The organism is Rhizobium sp. SVR5-9E (assembly GCF_056755095.1).
This window is the reverse complement of sequence record NZ_JBNDHS010000432.1, coordinates 1-269: the sequence shown is the minus strand read 5'-3', so window position 1 is coordinate 269 and position 269 is coordinate 1. Positions and strand designations below refer to the sequence as shown.

1 protein-coding gene is annotated in these 269 nt (G+C 42.0%); it reads left to right on the top strand.

Features of this window, described 5'->3' with window-relative positions; all coding sequences use genetic code 11:
- Positions 1–269, top strand: a 269-nt coding sequence (locus ACPYOJ_RS35495) for an SDR family NAD(P)-dependent oxidoreductase (protein ID WP_481420410.1), incomplete at both ends; no start/stop codon positions are given.

Sequence of the window (269 nt, the reverse complement as noted above, 5' to 3'; positions counted from 1 at the left end):
GTCTAAGGAAGACTGGGATAAAGTAATCCATGTAAACCTGGATTCTGTATTCAACCTTACCAAAGCGGTGATAAAGCCAATGATGAAAGCCAAAGAAGGATCTATCATCAATATGACTTCAGTAGTAGGAATCAGCGGAAATCCAGGACAGGCCAATTATGCAGCTTCCAAAGCAGGAGTTATTGGGTTTACAAAGTCTGTAGCCCTTGAATTAGGCTCAAGAAATATCCGTTGTAACGCCATCGCTCCGGGATTTATCCAGACTGAAA